Source organism: Halosegnis marinus (genome assembly GCF_029338355.1).
GTDB classification, from domain to species: Archaea; Halobacteriota; Halobacteria; order Halobacteriales; family Haloarculaceae; genus Halosegnis; species Halosegnis marinus.
Window position 1 is genome coordinate 1054934 of record NZ_CP119802.1, and the last position, 13812, is coordinate 1068745.

Below are 13812 nucleotides of genomic sequence, written 5' to 3' on the forward strand. Positions count from 1 at the left end.
ACGACCGACGATTTCCATACGACGACGAGTACGGCCGTGGAGGGAAGCGAATGACCGTCGTCGTCAAGATCGGCGGCGCGCGGGCGGTGGACCCGGCCGGCGCGCTCGCCGACATCGCCGACCTGGACGAGGACTGCGTCGTCGTCCACGGCGGCTCGACGGCGGTGGACGACACCCTCGAAGCGATGGGGAGGGAGCCCGAGTACGTGGAGACGCCCTCGGGCGTCGTCGGGCGCTTCACCGACGAGGGGACGATGGACGTGTTCAAGATGGCGCTGCCGGGGCTCGTCAACACGGACCTCGTGACCGGCCTGCGCGAGGCGGGCGTGGACGCCGTCGGCCTCTCGGGCGTGGACGGCGGGCTCCTGACCGGGGCGCGCAAGTCCGCGGTCCGGGTCGTGGAGGACGGCAAACGCAAGATTCGGAGAGGGGACCACTCGGGCACCATCGAGTCGGTGAACGCCGACCTGCTGGAGACGCTGCTCGCGGCCGGACACACCCCGGTCGCGTCCCCGCCGATGCTGGCCGACGACGGGGTCGCGGTGAACACGGACGCCGACCGCGCGGCCGCCGCCGTGGCGGGCGCGCTCGGGGCGACGCTCGTCGTCCTGACGGACGTTGAGGGCGTGTACGCCGACCCGGACGACCCCGCGACGCGCATCGCGTCGGTGGCGACGCCCGAGGAGTACGAGGCGCTCACCGAGGCCGCGGAAGGGTTCATGACGCGGAAGGTGATGGCCGTGACCGAGGCGCTCGAAGCCGGGGCGACGGAGGCCGTCGTCGCGTCGGCGAACGCCGACTCGCCCATCGTCGCGGCGCTCGACGGCGGCGGGACGCACGTCCTGCCGGGGGCGATAGCATGAGTTCGTTCGTCTTCTCCGAGAAGCCCATCCCCATGGCGTCGGGCGAGGGGATGTACCTGAGCGCCGAGGACGGGACGGAGTACCTCGACTTCGGAGCCTCCTACGCCTGCGTCCCGGTGGGCCACTCCCACCCGGACGTGGTCGAGGCGACCGTCGAGCAGGCGGAGGACCTGTTCTACGTGCAGGCGTCCTACCCGGCGGCCGCGCGGACCGCGCTGTACGAACAGCTCTCGGAGCTGGGACCGGGCGACGTGGACAACGTCTGGCTCTGTAACTCCGGGACGGAGGCGAACGAGGCGGCGCTGAAGTTCGCGCGCTCCGCGACCGGGCGCTCGAAGCTCGTCGCCACCACGCGCGGCTTCCACGGGCGGACGATGGGCGCGCTCGCCACGACCTGGAAGGACGAGTACAAGGCCCCGTACGAGCCGCTCATCGGGGACGTGGAGTTCGTTCCCTACGGCGACGCGGAGGCGCTGGCCGAGGCGGTGGACGACGAGACGGCCGGCGTCATCATGGAGCCGCTGCAGGGCGAGGGGGGCATCAACCCCGCCTCGACGGAGTACCTGCGCGCCGCGCGGGTCCACACGGCCCAGCACGGCGCGGCCCTGATAATGGACGAGATACAGACCGGCCTCGGGCGCACCGGGACGATGTGGGCCTGCGAGAGCCACGACGTGGTCCCCGACGTGGTCACCTCCGCGAAGGGCATCGCGTCGGGGCTGCCGCTCGGCGCGACCCTCGTGCGCGACTGGGTCGCGGACGGCGCGGCGAGCCACGGCTCGACGTTCTCCGGGAACCCCGTCGTCTCGGCCGCGGCGGGCGCGACGCTCGACGTCATCGAGTCCGAGTCGCTCGCCGACCACGCCGCCGAGACGGGGGCGTACCTGCGCGAGCGCATCGAGACGGAACTCGGCGACGACGTGCGCGACGTGCGTGGCGCCGGGCTGATGGTCGGCGTCGAGGTGAAACGGGGGGCCAATCGGCTCCTCCGCGACCTCGCCCTGAACCATCAGGTGCTCGCGCTCCCGGCCGGGCGGACGGTGCTCAGGCTCCTGCCGCCGCTCGTCGCCGAGGAGGAACACTGCGACGCCGTCGTCGAGGCGCTCGCGGAGGTGACGGGATGAGCGCCGACGCGGCGCTGTCGGGCGGCGACACGGAGGCGCGCGAACTGCTCCGCGACCTCGTCTCGATACCCTCGCCGACGGGCGAGGAGCGCGAGGCCGCCGAACGGCTGGTCGCCTTCTTCGAGGCCCACGGCCGCGAGGCGTGGCTCGACGAGGTCGGCAACGTCCGCGCGCCCGCGGACGACTCGGTGCTCCTCACCTCCCACGTCGACACCGTGCCGGGCGACATCCCGGTCCGGGTCGAGGGGACGGACGAGGAGTACGAGCCCCCGGTGCTGTGGGGCCGCGGGAGCGTCGACGCGACCGGGCCGCTGGCGGCGATGGCCGTCGCCGCGGTCCGGACCGGCGTCTCCTTCGCCGGCGTCGTCGGCGAGGAGGTGGACTCGCGGGGGGCGCGTCACCTCGTTTCCGACCGCGAGGCCCCCGACGCCGTGGTGAACGGCGAGCCCTCGGGCTGGGACGGCGTGACGCTCGGCTACCGGGGCATCCTCTCGGGCCGCTACGTCGCCACCAGCGAGTCGGGCCACACCTCCCGCCCGGAGCCGAACGCGATACAGGACGCGCTGGCGTGGTGGGCCCGCGTCGAGGACGCCTTCGAGGCGGACCCCTACGAGCCGACGTTCGAGCAGGTGACGGCGAAACCCGTCGCCGTCGAGGGCGGCACGAGCGACGACGGCCTCAGCGTCGAGGCGACGCTCGACGCGCAACTGCGGGTCCCCCCGGAACTCGGCGTGGAGGGCGTGCGCGAGCGCGCCGACGCCGAACTGGAGGCGGGCCACGTGAACTGGCACGACGAGGTGCCGCCGGTCATGGTCTCGCCGCGGGGCGAGGTCGCGCGGGCGTTCCGCGTCGCCGTCCGGAACGAGGGCGGCGACCCGCGCCTGCTCCGCAAGACCGGGACGAGCGACATGAACGTCTACGCGGCGTGGGACGTGCCGATGGCGACCTACGGGCCGGGCGACTCCGACCTCGACCACGCTCCGGACGAGCGCCTGTCGCTCCCGGAGTTGGACCGCGCCGTCGCGGTGCTCGAAGGGGTGGTCGAGCGGCTATGACCCGCCACGTCACCGACATCGACGACCTCTCGACCGACGACCTCGCGGACGTGCTGGCCCGCGCCGAGGACCTGAAGGAGCGGGTCGCCCGCGGGAAGCCCCACCCCGAACTCGGGGGCGCGTCGCTGGCGATGATATTCGAGAAGCCCTCGACGCGGACCCGCATCTCCTTCGAGACGGGGATGACCCAACTCGGCGGGCACGCGCTGTTCCTCGGCCCGAACGACATCCAACTGGGCCACGGCGAACCCATCAAGGACACCGCGCGGGTGCTGTCGCGGTACGTGGACGGCGTGATGGCCCGCATGTTCGACCACGGGGACGTGACCGAACTCGCGGAGTACGCGACCGTTCCCGTCGTGAACGGCCTGACGGACGACGCCCACCCCTGCCAGACGCTCGCCGACCTGCTCACGATACGCGAGCGGTTCGGCGGCTTCGACGCGAGCGTCGCGTGGGTCGGCGACGGCAACAACGTCTGTCAGTCGTTCGTGAAGGGCGCGGCGATGGCGGGCCTCGACCTCACCGTCGCCACGCCGGCGGGCTACGAACCCGACGACGCGACGCTCGACCGCGCCGCGGAACTGGGCGGCGCGCCGGCGGTGACGAACGACCCCGAGGCCGCCGTCGCGGACGCCGACGTGGTCTACACCGACGTGTGGGTGTCGATGGGCCAGGAGGACGAGCGCGCCGAGAAGCTGGCCGCGTTCGACGGCTTCCAGGTCACGACGGACCTGCTCGGCGACCGGACGCTGATGCACTGTCTGCCCGCCCACCGCGGCGAGGAGGTGACGGACGCGGTGCTCGAAAGCGACAACGCCGCCGTCTGGGACCAGGCGGAGAACCGCCTCCACGCGCAGAAGGGACTGCTCACGTTCCTGATGTGAGTCCCGGCGCGCGCCGATTCGCGGCTCGGCGCGAGCCGGTCGGCAAGGGCGTGGGCGGGGCGTACGTGTGATTTTCAGAGGACCGCGCGAGCGGGACGCTCGACGGGGAAAGCGCGGGAATCTCGAACGGAACCCCTTTGCACCGACCGAACACCCCGGTACCGGCGGGATTGATGTTCCGTGCGACACAACGGCGCGTATGCGAAGCGACCCGAGCCCGGAGCGGTTCCGGGAGCTGATGGTCGACGGCGAGCCGGGGTTCGAGGAGGTGCTCGCGTGCGTCTTCGGCGTGCAGGAACACGAGGTCCGGACGTACCTGACGCTGCTCTCGGAGCCGGGCAGCACCGTCGCCGAACTGGCGGGGTCGCTGGACCGCGACCGCTCGAACGTGAACCGCTCGCTCTCGACGCTCCGGGAGAAGGGCCTCGCGGAGCGCCAGCGCCGCCTGCTCGACTCCGGCGGCCACGTGTATCAGTACACGGCCACGCCCGTCGCCGAGGCGCGCGAACTGATGCACGCGACGCTCGACGAGTGGACGGCGTACGTCCACGAGCGCATCGACGAGTTCGGCGGGCCCGATAACCGACAGTAACTCGCTGTCCGGCCGTGACCTTATGGTCGCGCGAGCCGAACTCGCGGGTATGAGCGAGACGGAGGAGGAGCCGCTCGCCGTCTGGTGTTCGGGCGAGGAGTGGTGCCCCATCACCGCGACGGCGACGGTGCTCGGCAAGAAGTGGCACCCCGTCATCATCCATCGGCTGTCGGAGTCGCCGCAGGGGTTCAACGACCTCAAGCGCTCCGTGGACGGCATCTCCTCGAAGGTGCTGTCGGACTCGCTGGAGAGCTTAGAGGAGTACGACCTCGTGGAGCGGGAGATAGTGAGCGAGAAGCCGTTCCGCGTGCGCTACTCGCTGACCGAGCGGGGCGCGTCGCTCGGGCCGGTCATCGAGTCGATGCGCGAGTGGGGCGAGGCGCACCTGACGGCGGCGTAGGCTACGGCTCCAGCGTCGCGGGCCGCTTCGCGGTGAGCCAGGCGTCGGCGCGGCGCGGGTCGTAGACGACGAGGCCGCCGTCCGGCAGGGGGATACCGGCGACGGGGCGGTCGAGGGCGGGCAGTTCGGGCTCCGGTGTCGTGTCGGGTAGGTTCATGCGTCTCCGTCCGTCGGTCGTCCCTCGGTCACGTACCGTGTTAAGTGTTGGCACACTACCGGCGGGGCGTTCATGGTCCGGGCGTCCTACCGCCCGGTATGACCGTCACCATCGACGCCGGCGACGTCTCGCCCGACGAACTCATCGAGCGACTGCGCGCGGGCGAACGGGTCGTCGTCCGCACCGAGTTCCTCGGCGACACGCGGGAGGTGACGCTGCGGTACGACGGCGAGACGTTCTACTGCGACACGCCGACGCGGCTCCACAAACACACCGACGAGGCGGAGATGCGGGCCTGCATCGAACAGCAGGGGTACGCATGAACTGACGAGACCGGCCGCTATATACGGGTCGCGGCCGGACACGCCCCAATGACCGACCTGACGCTCCCCGACCGGCCCGAACCGCCGGAGGGGGCCGACGACGTGTGGCTCCACTGTATCGAGTGTGGACACGCCCTCCCGCCGTTCGACGACGTGGTGTTCACCTGCCCCGAGTGCGACGGCCTGCTCGAGGCCCGGTACGCCGACTACCCGACGTTCGACGACTTCTCCGGCGAGGGCGTGTGGCGCTACGCCGCCGCGCTCCCCTTCGACGAGGGCGTGAGCCTCCCCGAGGGGAACACGCCGCTGCACGAGGTCCCCCGGCTGGAGGCCGACATCGGCGTCCGGAACCTCAGGGTCAAACACGAGGGGATGAACCCGACGGGGAGCTTCAAGGACAGGGGGATGACCGTGGGCGTCCGCGTGGCGGAGGAACTCGGCGTCGACCGCCTCGCCTGTGCCTCGACGGGGAACACCTCCGCGGCGCTGGCCGCCTACGGCGCGCGGGCCGACCTCGAAACGCTCGTCCTCCTCCCGGCGGGGAAGGTCGCCGCCGGGAAGATCGCGCAGGCGAGCCTCCACGGCGCGCGCATCCTCGAGGTGGACGGCAACTTCGACGCCTGCCTCGACCGCGTGCAGGACCTCGCGGCGCGCGGCGAGGCGTACCTCCTCAACTCGCTCAACCCCTTCCGCCTGGAGGGCCAGAAGACCATCGGGCTGGAGATACTGGAGCGGTTCCGCGACGAGGAGGGCCGCTTCCCGGACCGCATCGTTCTCCCGGTGGGCAACGCGGGCAACACCGCGGCGCTGTACAAGTGTTTCCGCGAACTCGTCCACGCCGGCGCGCTCGCGCCCGGCGACGTGCCGAAGCTCACCGGCGTGCAGGCGGAGGGGGCCGCGCCGATGGTCGAGGCCGTCCGCGAGGGGAACGCCGAGACGCGCCGCTGGGACGAGGTCGAGACCATCGCGACCGCCATCCGCATCGGGAACCCCGTCAACGCCCCGAAGGCGCTGCCGGGTATCCGCGAGACGGGCGGGACGGCCGTCGCGGTGAGCGACGAGGAGATAACCGCCGCACAGCGCGACCTCGCGGGAGAGGGCGTCGGCGTCGAACCCGCCTCGGCCGCGTCGGTCGCGGGCCTGCGGAAGCTCGTCGCCGAGGGCGAGGTCTCGACGGGCGAGGACGTGGTGTGTCTCACCACCGGCCACCTGCTGAAGGACCCCGACGCCGCGGCCGCCGCGGGCCGCGACCCGGAGGACGTGCCGAACGACACGGACGCGATCCTCGACCACCTCGCCGGAAAGGACGTCGGCGGCGGCCTGTTCGGGCGACTGCGCGGCCTGCTGTAGCCGCGGTACGGACCCCCTGCGGCCGCGGTATGCACGTCGTAACTATCCCGGAAGAGTGCTATCGCCCTGCATGGACGCGGTTCGCCGCCTGCTGGAGAACGCCCTCGACGTGACCGACGAGCAGCGCGTCCGGGCGGACATCGAGGCCGCGCTGGAACTGCTCGCGGCGTCGGAGGCGGGGAGAACGGAGGCGGCGACGGCCGACGAAGCCGGCGCGGCCGCAGACGGGGGGCGCGAGGCGCGCGAGCGGACGGGCGAGAGCGATTGATTGCGACGGCTAGCGGCTGCGGCTGTTGCCGATGCCGTTCAGCTCGATGTAGGTGATGTCGATGACGCGGTCGTCCGCGAGCAGTTTCGCGCGGGCGTCCTCGGGCACCTCCTCGTCCACGTTGTACACCGTGAGCGCCTCGCCGCCGATGGTCTCGCGGGCGTTGTACATCCCCGCGATGTTGATGCCGGCGTCGCCCATCACGGAGCCGATGAGGCCGATGACGCCCGGTTCGTCGGTGTTGCGCGCGACGACCATCTTCCCGCCGGGGATGGCGTCCACCCGGTAGCCGTCCACGCGGACGATGCGCGGGTCGTCGCCGGCGAAGAGGGTGCCGCAGACGGAGACCGAGTCCTCACTCCCGACGACGGTGACGGTGACGAGGCTCTGGAAGTCGTCGGACTGGCGGCGCTTCGTCTCCGACACCTCGATGCCGCGGTCCTCCGCGATGCGCGGCGCGTTGACGCTGTTGACCTGCCACTCCAGCGGCTCGAAGACGCCCTTCAGCGCGCTCGCCGTGACGAGGTCGATGTCCTCGTCGGCGATGTCGCCCTCGTAGGTGACCTCGACGCCCTCGATGCGCCCGTCGAGGAGCTGGACGGCGATCTTGCCCGCCGTCTCGGCGATGTCGATGTACGGCTCGACGCGGGGGAACGCCGACTCGTCCATCGACGGGGCGTTGAGCGCGTTCATCACCGGCTCGCCGGCGAACGCCGCGAGGACCTGGTCGGCGATGGAGGTGGCGACGTGTTCCTGTGCCGCGCCGGTCGAGGCCCCGAGGTGGGGCGTGACGACGACCTCGTCCACGTCGAGCAGCGGGGAGTCGGGGTCGAGCGGCTCCTCGGCGAACGTGTCGAGCGCCGCGCCCGCGAGGACGCCGTCCTCGACGGCCGCCGCGAGCGCCGCCTCGTCCACGATGCCGCCGCGCGCGCAGTTGATGACGTAGCCGTCCTCCAGCTCGGCGAGTTCGGCCTCGCCGATGAGGTTCTCCGTCTCCGGCGTCAGCGGCGTGTGGATGGTGAGGAACGTCGCCCGCGAGAGCACCTCGTCGAGGTCCGCGAGCTCCGCGCCGAGCTGGTCGGCGCGCTCCTCGGAGATGTAGGGGTCGTACGCGACGAGGTCCATCCCGAGCGAGCCGAGCCGCTTCGCGACCTCCTGGCCGACGCGGCCCAGCCCGACGATGCCGAGCGTCGTCCCGTTGAGTTCGGTGCCGAGGTAGTCGCCCTTCGCCCACTCGCCGTCCTTGAGGCGGGCGTGCGCCTGCGGGATGGAGCGCGCGGCGGCGAAGGCCATCGCGACCGTGTGTTCGGCGGCGGCGCGGACGTTCCCCTCCGGGGCGTTGGCGACGACGACGCCGTGGTCCGTCGCGGCGTCGATGTCGATGTTGTCCACGCCGATGCCGGCCCGGCCGACGATGACGAGGTCCTCGGCCGCCTCGAACAGCTCCCGGGACACGTCCGTCCCCGAGCGGACGACCAGCGCCCCGGCGTCGGCGACGGCGTCGAACAGCGCGTCGCCCTCCAGTTCGTAGCCCGTGACGACCTCGTGACCGGCCTCGCGGAGCCGGTCGAGCCCGGCCTCGGCGATGGGGTCCGTGACGAGTACCTTCATATCTGGGCCGGGGAGCGGCCCGTGGTTAACGCTTTCCGCCCCGGCACGTATGGCGTCCGAGGCGCAAGCGACCGGCGGGAGCGCAGGGCCTCGGGATACGCGAACGTGACGACCGCACGGTCGTGCGCGAGCCGCCCCGTCCGGCGGACACCCGGCGAGGCGTTATCACCATCGCGCACCTGCGAGGAGTATGAGCTGGAACACATCGGACATCCCCGACCAGAGCGGCCGGCGCGTCGTCGTCACGGGCGCGAACAGCGGTATCGGGCTGGAGGCGACCCGCGAACTCGCCCGCGCGGGCGCGTACGTCGTGATGGCCTGTCGCTCCGTCGCGCGCGGCGAGGACGCCGCGGACGACGTGCGCCGGACGGTGCCGGGCGCGGACCTCGACGTGCGCGAACTCGACCTCGCGGACCTCGACTCGGTGCGCGCGTTCGCCGAGGGGGTAGAGGGGGAGATAGACGTGCTCGTCAACAACGCCGGCGTGATGGCGATACCGCGCTCGGAGACGGCCGACGGCTTCGAGACGCAGTTCGGCGTGAACCACCTCGGCCACTTCGCGCTCACCGGCCTGCTGCTCGACCGCGTGACGGACCGGGTCGTCACCGTCTCCTCGCGCGCCCACGAGGGCGGCGAGATGGACTTCGACGACCTCCACGGCGAGCGCGACTACGCCCGGTGGGAGGCGTACGGGCAGTCGAAGCTATCGAACCTGCTGTTCGCGTACGAACTCGACCGGCGGCTCGACGCCGCCGGCTCCGACGTGGAGAGCCTCGCCTGTCACCCGGGGTGGGCGGCGACGGAGCTCCAGTCGGGCGCGGCGACGAACGGCGCGATGGAACTGGTGATGCGGGCCGCCAACGCCGTGGTGGCGCAGTCGGCCGCGGACGGCGCGCTCCCGACGCTGTACGCGGCCACCGCGCCCGAGGCCGAGGGCGGCGACTACATCGGCCCCGGCGGGCTGTTCGACATGCGCGGCGCGCCCGAGAAGCAGCGCTCGTCGGCGCGGTCGCGCGACCGCGACGCCGCCCGGCGGCTGTGGGAGTACTCCGAGGAGGCGACCGGCGTGGCGTTCGACCTGCCCGAGCCCGAGGCGACGGCCTGAACCGAAACGTTCAGCCGGGCGGGCGCCGGTAGGTGAGAGAATGACCACGAGTACCCGCCGCATCAAGGACCCCGTCCACGGCTACATCGAACTGGACGAGCCGCTGGTCGAGGCGCTCGTGGACACGCCGGCGTTCCAGCGGCTCCGGCACGTCCGACAGCTCTCCGGCACCCACCTCGTCTATCCGGGGGCGACCCACACGCGCTTCGAGCACTCGCTCGGCGTCTACCACCTCGGGAGCCGCGTCTTCGAGAGCCTCCGCGACCAGCCGTACTTCACCGACGGCGCGAGCGCGGGGGAACTCGACGAGATAGAGCGCACCCTCGCGTGTGCGTGTCTGCTCCACGACATCGGCCACCCGCCGCTGTCGCACCTGGGCGAGCGCCACCTCGACGGCGCGGCGCTCAGACGCCGGCTCGACGCGCTGGGGCTGGTGGACCGCTTCGAGGCCGTGGACGCGCCGACGGTGGGCGGCTGGCCCAAGCCCGTCGCCCGCGCGAACCCCCACGAACTGCTCTCCTGTGTCACCGCGCTGGCGACGTTCGGGGACGCCCTGGAGGGGCTTGGCGTGGACCCCGCGGAGGTGTGCGGCTACGTGCTCGGGTGGAGCCTGGCCTACGAGGCCGGCGCGTCGTGGCAGTACGGCGTCGGCCCGGAGGTGCTTCACTCGCCCGTGGACGTGGACCGGCTGGACTACATGGTCCGCGACGACCACATGACCGGCGCGGACGTGCTCAACGTGGACACCGGGCGGATGATAGCCGCCTACACCGCCCACCCCGACGCGGGGCTGGCGCTGTCCGAACAGGCGCTGTCGGCCGTCGGGAACTACCTCGAAGGCCGCGTCTCGCTGTACCAGTGGGTGACCCAACACCACAAGTCGGTGTACGCGAACGTCCTGCTCCAGCGGCTGCTGGACGAACTGGAGCGCGCCCGCGCCGCGCCGCTCGTCACCGCCGACGCCGTCCTCGACGAGGGAATCGACGACTACTGGCTGTTCGAGCGGTTCCGCGAGGCGGCCGCCGACCCGCCGAGCGAGGCGTTCCGCGACCTCTACCGGCGCTTCCGGTCGCGCGACTTCGCGGAGTCGTGCTGGAAACACCGGCTCGGCTACGGCGACGTCATCGCCGCCGACGCCGCCGAGCAGGGCGCGTACTCGCGGTGGCTCGTCGGCAACGACACCCGGCTCGAACGCCTGCTCGCGGAGCGGTTCGGTCTCCCCGAGCACGAGGTGTGGATAGAGCGGTCGTACGTGCCGGAGTACGAGCCCGCGGAGCTTCGCGACATCCCGCTGGCGCACAACGGCCGGACGCAGTCGGTGGCCGAGCACGGCCTCTACGGGGGCCGCGAGTTCGAGCGCGCCATCCCGTTCGTCTACGTGCCGGAGGGGTACACCGACGCCGCGGTGGACGCGCTGAACGAGCGTTTCAGCGCCGAACACGGCGGTGCGGGGGCGGGCGACGGGAACTGACGGAGCCGCCGGCTTTATTGGGTGGTGAGTGTACCCAAAGAACATGGAAGATATCTTCGTCGCTCGCCTCATGTCCACCGACCTGCTGACCGTCTCGCCCGACACGCTCGTCGAGGACGCCGCGCAGCTCATGCTCGACTCCGGGGTCGGCTCCGTCCTCGTCGTGGACGACGACAACGCCCTCCGGGGCATCCTCACCTCCACCGACTTCGTCCGCATCGTCGCGAACCAGAAGCCGAAGGACCGCACGCCCGTCTCGGCGTACATGACCGAGAACCCCACGACGACGACGGCACAGGCCTCGGTGACGGAGGCCGCGGACGCGATGCTCGACGGCGGCTTCCACCACCTCCCGGTCGTGGACGACGACGAGGGGCTCATCGGCATCCTCACGACGACGGACCTCGCGGCGTACGTCGCCGGCCTCGAACGCGAGGCCACGGCGTAGGGTACAAGCGCCCGGGTCGCGTCGCCCGGGTATGAGCGACCCCGACGACGGACGCGAACTGCCCGACGGCGCCGGCGACGCGCTCCAGCACTACATCGACACGCAACACGAGTTCCTCTCGTGGCTCGGCGTCGAGGTGGACGAACTCGCCTACGGCCGGGCCGTCATGTCCATCCCGTACCAGTCGAAGCTGACGAACGTCCCGTGGACCGGCTCGGAGGAGGGCGTCCGCCACCCGATACAGGGCGGTGTCGCCTCCACGCTCATCGACGTCACGGGCGGGATGGCGCTGCGCGGCCACCTCGACGACGTGGTGGAGGACGGGATGGCCACCATCAACCTCAACGTGAACTACCTCGAACAGGCGACGGGCGACCTCACGGCGACGGCCGAGGTGGTCCGCGCGGGCAACACCGTCGGCGTGAGCGAGGTGCTGTTGGAGAGCAGAACCCCGGACGGCGAGGTCGAGCCGGTGGCCGTCGGGACGGGCGCGTACCGGCTGTTCCGGTCGTAGCGTCCGACGCGCGTCCGACTGGGGTTTTTGCCGACGCGCGCGAACCACACGGTCGATGGCCGCGCGAACGTCACGCCTGCTCGACACGGACCTGCCCACGCGGACGGTGCCCGCCGTCGTCGCCTGCACCGCCGCGCTCACCGCGGCGTTCGTCGGCGTCGTCGCGCTCGCGGAGGGCGCGCCGGGCGTCACCGGCCGCCTCCCGGTGTACGTCCTCGCGGGGGCGGCCGTCTTCGTCGCGGCGCTCATCGGCGGCGACGGCCCCGGCACGGACGGCGTCATCGTCCTCGCGCGGGCCGCCGTGGCCGGCGTCGCCGGCTTCGTCCTCCTGGGTCTCGGCACCGAGGGCGTCATCCACGCCCTCGCCGCGCCCGAGTCCGTCGTCGCCACCCACCTGTTCGTCTACCTGCTGTCGGCGGCCATGGTCTCGACCGGTCTCGGCTACTGGGCCGTGCGGAACTGGCGCGACGTGACGCCCGTGCGCTGACGGCGACTACAGCGGCTTCCCGAACGCCACGACCTCGTACTCCCCGACCGTCCGGCGACCCGTCTCCTCGTAGCCGCGCCGCGGGTAGAACGCCATCGCGCGCTCCTGTCGGGCCGTCGTCTCCAGGACGACGCCCTCGTAGCCGGCCTCCCGCGCGCGCCGCTCCAGCTCCGCGAGGACGCGCGAGCCGTACCCCTCGCCGCGCGCGCCGTCCGCGACGGCCATCCGGACCACCTCGACGGTGTCGCCGTCGCGCGGCTTGAAACCGCCCATCGCCACCGGGTCGTTCCCGTCCTCGACGACGAGTAGCTCCCCGCCGGCGCCGTGAAACGCGCGCTCGATGTCCCGGAGGTCCTCGTTGCCGGGCACGTCGTCGGGGTCGGAGCCGGCGGCCCGGATGGCCGAGCGGTGGAGCGCGACGAGCGCGTCCGAGTCGGCGTCCGTCGCACGCCGGAGGCGCGGCCCGTCCGCGCCCTCTGGGGACTCCCGGCTCACGCGAAGGTCACGTCCGCGAGCGTCGCGCGCTCGCCGAACAGCCACTCGGCGTGGTCCAGCGCGTACGCCTTGTGGTCGTCCTCGATGGCGCCGACCGCGTCCTCGACGAGCACCGGTCGGTAGTCGCGCAGGCCGGCGCTCCCGGCGGTGTGGAGCACGCAGACGTTGGCGAGCGTGCCACAGAACAGGAGGTCCGTCACGCCGCGCGCGGAGAGCCAGCCGTCCAGTTGCGTCTCGTGGAAGGCGTCGTACGTGTGCTTCTCCACCACGAGGTCCGCGCGCTCCGCGGGGAGGTCGCCGTGGAGTTCGGCGTCCCACGACCCTTCGACGACGTGTTCGCCCCATCGCTCGAACTCGTCGTAGTAGCGGTTGCCGTCGAACTGTCCGGGCGGGTGGACGTCGCGGGTGAACACGACGCGCGCGCCGGCATCCGCGGCGCGGGCGACGAGGTCGGCACACGGGGCGAGGGCGGCCTCGCTGCCGGGCGCGTACAGCGACCCGTCGGGGTGACAGAAGCCGTTCTGCATGTCCACGACGACGACGGCCGTCGATTCGGAGTCGAACGCGAACTCGGTGTCGGCCATACCGGCGGGTGGGCCGCGCCGGGCAAAAGCCGCCCGCCGACGCGGAGCGACACGGGCGGTTTTTGCGTGTTGCGTTCT

At 72.1% G+C, this 13812-nt stretch carries 18 protein-coding genes; 14 read left to right on the forward strand and 4 right to left on the reverse strand.

Features of this window, described 5'->3' with window-relative positions:
* Positions 1-50 precede the first annotated feature (50 nt).
* From P2T37_RS05935 to P2T37_RS05960, 6 genes are all read left to right on the forward strand, one after another.
* Positions 51-863, forward strand: coding sequence for an acetylglutamate/acetylaminoadipate kinase (locus P2T37_RS05935; RefSeq protein WP_276235877.1), 813 nt, complete (start codon positions 51-53; stop codon positions 861-863).
* A complete protein-coding gene (locus P2T37_RS05940; protein WP_276235878.1) occupies positions 860-1987 on the forward strand; it encodes an aspartate aminotransferase family protein in 1128 nt (375 codons plus the stop codon). The genes P2T37_RS05935 and P2T37_RS05940 overlap by 4 nt, the downstream gene beginning before the upstream one ends.
* A complete protein-coding gene (locus P2T37_RS05945; RefSeq protein ID WP_276235879.1) occupies positions 1984-3042 on the forward strand; it encodes a [LysW]-lysine hydrolase in 1059 nt (352 codons plus the stop codon). Before P2T37_RS05940 ends, P2T37_RS05945 begins: the two co-directional genes overlap by 4 nt.
* Positions 3039-3929, forward strand: a complete 891-nt coding sequence (argF, locus tag P2T37_RS05950) for an ornithine carbamoyltransferase (protein ID WP_276235880.1) — start codon at positions 3039-3041, stop codon at positions 3927-3929. The genes P2T37_RS05945 and argF overlap by 4 nt, the downstream gene beginning before the upstream one ends.
* Before the next feature lie 199 nt (positions 3930-4128).
* Entirely contained in the window at positions 4129-4521 is a 393-nt protein-coding gene (locus P2T37_RS05955) for a helix-turn-helix domain-containing protein (protein ID WP_276235881.1), read from the forward strand.
* 49 nt (positions 4522-4570) lie between these two features.
* Positions 4571-4921 (forward strand): winged helix-turn-helix transcriptional regulator, encoded by a 351-nt coding sequence (locus tag P2T37_RS05960; RefSeq protein WP_276235882.1) that lies wholly within the window; start codon positions 4571-4573, stop codon positions 4919-4921.
* A 1-nt stretch (position 4922) separates the two neighbouring features.
* On the opposite strand, the gene P2T37_RS05965 is transcribed toward P2T37_RS05960, so the two are convergent.
* Positions 4923-5078 carry a hypothetical protein gene (locus P2T37_RS05965; RefSeq protein WP_276235883.1) on the reverse strand — a complete coding sequence of 52 codons (156 nt, stop codon included), beginning with the start codon at positions 5076-5078 and terminating at the stop codon, positions 4923-4925.
* A 98-nt stretch (positions 5079-5176) separates the two neighbouring features.
* Here P2T37_RS05965 and P2T37_RS05970 point away from each other — a divergent pair, with 98 nt between their 5' ends.
* The 3 genes from P2T37_RS05970 (at position 5177) to P2T37_RS05980 (ending at position 7019) form a co-directional block, all read left to right on the forward strand.
* Positions 5177-5401 carry a DUF8001 family protein gene (locus P2T37_RS05970; RefSeq protein ID WP_276235884.1) on the forward strand — a complete coding sequence of 75 codons (225 nt, stop codon included), beginning with the start codon at positions 5177-5179 and terminating at the stop codon, positions 5399-5401.
* A 48-nt stretch (positions 5402-5449) separates the two neighbouring features.
* Positions 5450-6751 carry a threonine synthase gene (gene thrC / locus P2T37_RS05975; RefSeq protein WP_276235885.1) on the forward strand — a complete coding sequence of 434 codons (1302 nt, stop codon included), beginning with the start codon at positions 5450-5452 and terminating at the stop codon, positions 6749-6751.
* 70 nt (positions 6752-6821) lie between these two features.
* Positions 6822-7019: a hypothetical protein gene (locus P2T37_RS05980; RefSeq protein ID WP_276235886.1), complete on the forward strand. Its 198-nt coding sequence runs from the start codon at positions 6822-6824 to the stop codon at positions 7017-7019.
* A 9-nt stretch (positions 7020-7028) separates the two neighbouring features.
* On the opposite strand, the gene serA is transcribed toward P2T37_RS05980, so the two are convergent.
* Entirely contained in the window at positions 7029-8630 is a 1602-nt protein-coding gene (gene serA / locus P2T37_RS05985; protein ID WP_276235887.1) for a phosphoglycerate dehydrogenase, read from the reverse strand.
* Positions 8631-8820: 190 nt separating this feature from the next.
* Here serA and P2T37_RS05990 point away from each other — a divergent pair, with 190 nt between their 5' ends.
* Genes P2T37_RS05990 through P2T37_RS06010 form a run of 5 tightly spaced genes read left to right on the forward strand, consistent with a single transcriptional unit; the run spans position 8821 to position 12655 of the window.
* Positions 8821-9735, forward strand: a complete 915-nt coding sequence (locus tag P2T37_RS05990) for an oxidoreductase (protein ID WP_276235888.1) — start codon at positions 8821-8823, stop codon at positions 9733-9735.
* Positions 9736-9775: 40 nt separating this feature from the next.
* Positions 9776-11206, forward strand: a complete 1431-nt coding sequence (locus tag P2T37_RS05995; RefSeq protein WP_276235889.1) for an HD domain-containing protein — start codon at positions 9776-9778, stop codon at positions 11204-11206.
* Positions 11207-11249: 43 nt separating this feature from the next.
* On the forward strand, positions 11250-11654 hold the full coding sequence (locus P2T37_RS06000; protein WP_276235890.1) for a CBS domain-containing protein: 405 nt from the start codon (positions 11250-11252) through the stop codon (positions 11652-11654).
* A gap of 31 nt (positions 11655-11685) precedes the next feature.
* Complete coding sequence (locus P2T37_RS06005) at positions 11686-12168, forward strand: PaaI family thioesterase (protein WP_276235891.1); 483 nt, start codon at positions 11686-11688, stop codon at positions 12166-12168.
* A gap of 55 nt (positions 12169-12223) precedes the next feature.
* Complete coding sequence (locus tag P2T37_RS06010) at positions 12224-12655, forward strand: hypothetical protein (RefSeq protein ID WP_276235892.1); 432 nt, start codon at positions 12224-12226, stop codon at positions 12653-12655.
* Positions 12656-12661: 6 nt separating this feature from the next.
* On the opposite strand, the gene P2T37_RS06015 is transcribed toward P2T37_RS06010, so the two are convergent.
* Both P2T37_RS06015 and P2T37_RS06020 read right to left on the reverse strand, forming a co-directional pair.
* On the reverse strand, positions 12662-13150 hold the full coding sequence (locus tag P2T37_RS06015; protein WP_276235893.1) for a GNAT family N-acetyltransferase: 489 nt from the start codon (positions 13148-13150) through the stop codon (positions 12662-12664).
* Positions 13147-13734, reverse strand: a complete 588-nt coding sequence (locus P2T37_RS06020) for a cysteine hydrolase family protein (RefSeq protein ID WP_276235894.1) — start codon at positions 13732-13734, stop codon at positions 13147-13149. Before P2T37_RS06020 ends, P2T37_RS06015 begins: the two co-directional genes overlap by 4 nt.
* Positions 13735-13812 lie beyond the last annotated feature (78 nt).

Excerpts from the sequence above, each read along its gene's own strand:
- P2T37_RS05935 (WP_276235877.1), top strand. The coding sequence starts at position 51 with ATGACCGTCGTCGTCAAGATCGGCGGCGCGCGGGCGGTGGACCCGGCC.
- P2T37_RS05940 (WP_276235878.1), top strand. The coding sequence starts at position 860 with ATGAGTTCGTTCGTCTTCTCCGAGAAGCCCATCCCCATGGCGTCGGGC.
- P2T37_RS05945 (WP_276235879.1), top strand. The coding sequence starts at position 1,984 with ATGAGCGCCGACGCGGCGCTGTCGGGCGGCGACACGGAGGCGCGCGAA.
- argF (WP_276235880.1), top strand. The coding sequence starts at position 3,039 with ATGACCCGCCACGTCACCGACATCGACGACCTCTCGACCGACGACCTC.
- P2T37_RS05955 (WP_276235881.1), top strand. The coding sequence starts at position 4,129 with ATGCGAAGCGACCCGAGCCCGGAGCGGTTCCGGGAGCTGATGGTCGAC.
- P2T37_RS05960 (WP_276235882.1), top strand. The coding sequence starts at position 4,571 with ATGAGCGAGACGGAGGAGGAGCCGCTCGCCGTCTGGTGTTCGGGCGAG.
- P2T37_RS05965 (WP_276235883.1), bottom strand. The coding sequence starts at position 5,078 with ATGAACCTACCCGACACGACACCGGAGCCCGAACTGCCCGCCCTCGAC.
- P2T37_RS05970 (WP_276235884.1), top strand. The coding sequence starts at position 5,177 with ATGACCGTCACCATCGACGCCGGCGACGTCTCGCCCGACGAACTCATC.
- thrC (WP_276235885.1), top strand. The coding sequence starts at position 5,450 with ATGACCGACCTGACGCTCCCCGACCGGCCCGAACCGCCGGAGGGGGCC.
- P2T37_RS05980 (WP_276235886.1), top strand. The coding sequence starts at position 6,822 with ATGGACGCGGTTCGCCGCCTGCTGGAGAACGCCCTCGACGTGACCGAC.
- serA (WP_276235887.1), bottom strand. The coding sequence starts at position 8,630 with ATGAAGGTACTCGTCACGGACCCCATCGCCGAGGCCGGGCTCGACCGG.
- P2T37_RS05990 (WP_276235888.1), top strand. The coding sequence starts at position 8,821 with ATGAGCTGGAACACATCGGACATCCCCGACCAGAGCGGCCGGCGCGTC.
- P2T37_RS05995 (WP_276235889.1), top strand. The coding sequence starts at position 9,776 with ATGACCACGAGTACCCGCCGCATCAAGGACCCCGTCCACGGCTACATC.
- P2T37_RS06000 (WP_276235890.1), top strand. The coding sequence starts at position 11,250 with ATGGAAGATATCTTCGTCGCTCGCCTCATGTCCACCGACCTGCTGACC.
- P2T37_RS06005 (WP_276235891.1), top strand. The coding sequence starts at position 11,686 with ATGAGCGACCCCGACGACGGACGCGAACTGCCCGACGGCGCCGGCGAC.
- P2T37_RS06010 (WP_276235892.1), top strand. The coding sequence starts at position 12,224 with ATGGCCGCGCGAACGTCACGCCTGCTCGACACGGACCTGCCCACGCGG.
- P2T37_RS06020 (WP_276235894.1), bottom strand. The coding sequence starts at position 13,734 with ATGGCCGACACCGAGTTCGCGTTCGACTCCGAATCGACGGCCGTCGTC.